Annotated in this window: 4 protein-coding genes; all 4 read left to right on the top strand. The window is 61.7% G+C overall.

Translation table 11 applies throughout. The features are described 5' to 3' along the window. On the top strand, nt 1-365 hold a 365-nt coding region (locus ACFFAR_RS27440; protein ID WP_375508840.1), incomplete at its 5' end, for a substrate-binding domain-containing protein. Nucleotides 366-499: 134 nt separating this feature from the next. Next, nucleotides 500-1513 carry a substrate-binding domain-containing protein gene (locus tag ACFFAR_RS27445; protein ID WP_174365667.1) on the top strand — a complete coding sequence of 338 codons (1014 nt, stop codon included), beginning with the start codon at nt 500-502 and terminating at the stop codon, nt 1511-1513. A 144-nt stretch (nt 1514-1657) separates the two neighbouring features. Continuing rightward, nucleotides 1658-3229: a sugar ABC transporter ATP-binding protein gene (locus ACFFAR_RS27450; RefSeq protein ID WP_375508841.1), complete on the top strand. Its 1572-nt coding sequence runs from the start codon at nt 1658-1660 to the stop codon at nt 3227-3229. Continuing rightward, a partial coding sequence (locus tag ACFFAR_RS27455; RefSeq protein WP_375508842.1) for an ABC transporter permease occupies nt 3226-3785 on the top strand: 560 nt, incomplete at its 3' end. The genes ACFFAR_RS27450 and ACFFAR_RS27455, both read left to right, overlap by 4 nt.

Raw genomic sequence — 3785 nt, forward strand, 5'->3', positions numbered from 1 at the left:
TTTCGCTGATGCGCGAGCCGAATCCGCCGACCGCCATTTTCTGCGCGAACGACCTGACGGCGCTCGGGGCGATCGAAGCGTTGAAGCAGCTTGGCTTGCGCGTACCGGAAGACGTGTCCGTGCTTGGCTACGACGATCAGGAAATCGCGCGCCACACGCATCCGCCGCTTTCCACGGTCGTGTTGCCCAACTACGAACTCGGCCGATGGGCGGTCGAAACGCTGCTGCAGGAAGAACACAACCGCGCCGCCGGCGCACCGGTCCGAAGACGTGTAGTAAAGCTCGATGGACCGCTGGTGGAGCGCGCGTCGGTAAGGGTATTCACCGAAGCAAAACAGCCCGCAATTAATAATATTAGCGATTGACCAATAATAAAATGCGGTGGAATAATCGTCGCACTTCGACTTTTTGAGACGGAGCGAGCAAGACACAGGAAAGAACACGACACAGCAGGACCGACGTACTTAAAAAAGCAAGACCATCCATACCGGAGGAAGACATGCTGTTGCTTGAAAACTTGAAAACATGCAAGACCCCGTTCCGCGTGCTCGCCACGTCCGTGCTCGCGCTGTCGATGGCGGCGGCATTCGGCGTTGCACACGCTGACGACTCTCCCCTGCCGAAGCTGGCGACCAAAAAACCGCTGCGCGTCGGTTTTGCGCAGACCGAAAGCAACAACCCGTGGCGTCTCGCCGAAACCAAGAGCTTCAAGGACGTGGCTGCAAAGTGCGGCTGGCAGATGGTCATGACCGATGCCAACAGCTCGGCATCGAAACAGGTCGCCGATATCCAGAGCATGATCGCGCAGCACGTCGATCTGATCGTGTTCCCGCCGCGTGAAGAAAAGCCGCTTGCGCCTATCGTGCTGCAGGCCAAGAAAGCAGGCATTCCCGTGATCCTGGTCGACCGCGACGTGGATCAGTCGGTGGCGAAGGCGGGCCGCGACTACATCACGTTCATTGGTTCGGACTTCATCAACCAGGGGCAACGCGCCGCCGACTGGCTCGTGAAGGCGACGGGCGGCAAGGGCAAGATCATCGAACTGGAAGGATCGACGGGCGCGTCTGCTGCGAACGATCGCAAGAAAGGTTTCGATGACGTGATCGCGAAGAATCCGGGTCTGCAGATCATCGCGTCGCAAAGCGGCGATTTCGCCCGCGACAAGGGCCGCCAGGTCATGGAAACGCTGCTTCAGGCGCATCCCGACGTGACTGCCGTGTACGCGCACAACGACGAGATGGCCCTCGGTGCAATCGCGGCCATCAAGGCGGCCGGCAAGCAGCCAGGCAAGGACATCACGATCGTGACCATCGACGGAACGAAGGGCGGCATGGACGCAATCGCGGCCGGCGAACTCGGTGCGAGCGTGCAGTCGAGCCCGTTCTTCGGCCCCCTTGCGTGCGACGTGGCGCAGAAGTTCGCGAAGGGCGAAACCATCCCGCCGTGGGTGAAAGTCTCCGACCGCTTCTACGACAAGAGCAATGTCGCGCAGAGCATGCAGTACGGCTACTGAGCGGCTTCTGAGCGGCCGGTGATCGGCCAAGCAGTCCGCTGTAAAGAGCAACGAAGGTGTTCGAAGCGGCGCGCCCGGTCTTTCGCCGGCCGTCGCTTCTTTTGTATCCGGCGAACATTCCGTTCGCCCGAGGAGACGCATTCGATGAACACGCCAACTCAATCGCCGCTGCTGGAGATGCAGGACATCGATATCAGCTTCGGCGGCGTGGCCGCGTTGCGGCACGCGCGACTGTCGGTACGCGCGGGAGAAGTGCATGCGCTGATCGGGCAGAACGGCGCGGGCAAATCGACGCTCATCAAGATCCTGACCGGCGCGTATCGGCGCACAGGCGGAACGATCCGTTTCGATGGCCGCGAAGCCGATTTCCGTACGCCCAAAGAGGCACGCGAAGCCGGTATCAGCACGATTTATCAGGAGATCAACCTGGTTCCGTTCCGCTCGATCGCCGAGAACATTTTTCTTGGCCGCGAGCCGCGCCGGTTTGGGTTGATCGACTGGAAGACGATTCACCGGCGCGCGCAGGAATTGCTCGATTCGTTCGGCTTGCAGATCGATGTCAGCAAACCCGTACGCGAATTTTCCACCGCCATTCAGCAGATGGTGGCGCTCGCGCGAGCGGTATCGTCGGAAGCGAAGATGGTCATCATGGACGAATCCACGTCCTCACTCGATGAACGCGAGGTCGAACTTTTATTCAGCGTCGTGCGGCGTTTGCGCGACGATGGCCGCGCGGTGATCTTCGTCTCGCACCGGCTCGACGAGTTGTACGCACTGTGCGACCGCGTGACCGTCATGCGCGATGGCCAGACCGTCGCCGAAAGCCCCATGGCCGCGCTCGACAAACTGCAACTCGTGACCACGATGCTCGGCCGCACGCTCGCCGCCGTGGTGCAGGAGGACAGTGCCGTGAAGGAAGCGAACCTGGCCAAACGCGGCACGACGGCGATCAGCGCAAAGAACATTGGCGCGGGCGCGAAGGTGACGGACGTTTCGCTCGATGTCCACGCGGGCGAAGCCGTAGGTCTCGCCGGCTTGCTCGGCTCGGGTCGCACGGAGACCATGCGGCTGATGTTCGGCGCGGATCCGGCCGAGCGCGGGTCGCTTTCCATCGATGGAAAACCGGTGAATTTCAAGTCGCCGCAAGATGCAATTGCGCGCGGCATCGCTTATCTGACGGAGGATCGCAAAGGCGATGGGATCGTGCCGGAGCTGTCCGTGCGCGACAACCTCACGCTCGTTTGCCTGCGCACGCTCACCAAACACGGCGTGGTCGATGTCGCCAAGCAACGCGCGATTGTGGACAGGTTTATCGAATCGCTGGGGATCAAATTGCGCTCGCCGGACCAGCCGATTCGCGAGTTGTCGGGCGGTAACCAGCAGAAGGTGTTGCTCGCACGATGGCTCGCCACGAATCCCTCGTTGCTCCTGCTCGATGAGCCCACGCGCGGCATTGATGTAGGCGCCAAGGCCGATGTCGCAAAGATCATTCGCGAGTTGCGCGACTCGGGGCTGGCAGTGTTGCTGTCGGCGTCGGAGCTGGAGGAACTCACGGCGGTGGCCGATCGCGCGGTCGTGATCCGCGATGGCAAGACCGTCGCCGAACTCGACGGCGCACGCATGAGCGAGGCGTCGATCATGGACGCCATCGCCTACGGATCAGGTGAAGAGTCGGCGCTGGCGGAAGCCGTCGATGCCAAAGAAGGTCAGCCATGAACCAGAAAACTCAACCGGCAACGGTCGCGCCGCCCGTGGGACAAAACGCGCCGGGCGCGGCGAAGAAAAAACACCGCATCACGATCCAGCGCGAGATCGCCGTCCTTCTCGCGATGGTCGTGTTCAACCTGTTCTTCACGCAGCACTTCTGGTCGCTGCAGACGTTCAACGTCAACCTGACGCAAGTGGTGACGATCGTCATTGTCGGCATCGGGATGACGCTGGTCGTGGCGACCGGGGGTATCGATTTATCGGTCGGCGCTTCGATGGCGATCGCCGGATCGCTCGCGCCGATGATCTTCATGAACATCGCCGGGCCGTTCGGCATTGCGCTGGCGTTTGTCTTGCCCGTGCTGGCTGCCGCGCTGTGCGGCGTGTTCAACGGCTTCCTCGTGACGAGGCTCTCCGTGCAGCCGATTGTCGCGACGCTGGTGCTGTTCATCGCGGGGCGCGGTATCGCGCAGGTTTTCACCGACGGCAGCCTGCAAGCCTTCAACAATCCCGCGTTCCAGTGGATCGCGTTGGGCCGCGTCGCGGGCGTGCCAGCCCAAGTGTT

It is taken from the genome of uncultured Caballeronia sp., assembly GCF_964243625.1.
GTDB lineage: Bacteria > Pseudomonadota > Gammaproteobacteria > Burkholderiales > Burkholderiaceae > Caballeronia.

What these genes read in the sequence shown, in the direction of transcription:
- ACFFAR_RS27450 (WP_375508841.1), top strand. Translation starts at nt 1,658, where the DNA reads ATGAACACGCCAACTCAATCGCCGCTGCTGGAGATGCAGGACATCGAT.
- ACFFAR_RS27445 (WP_174365667.1), top strand. Translation starts at nt 500, where the DNA reads ATGCTGTTGCTTGAAAACTTGAAAACATGCAAGACCCCGTTCCGCGTG.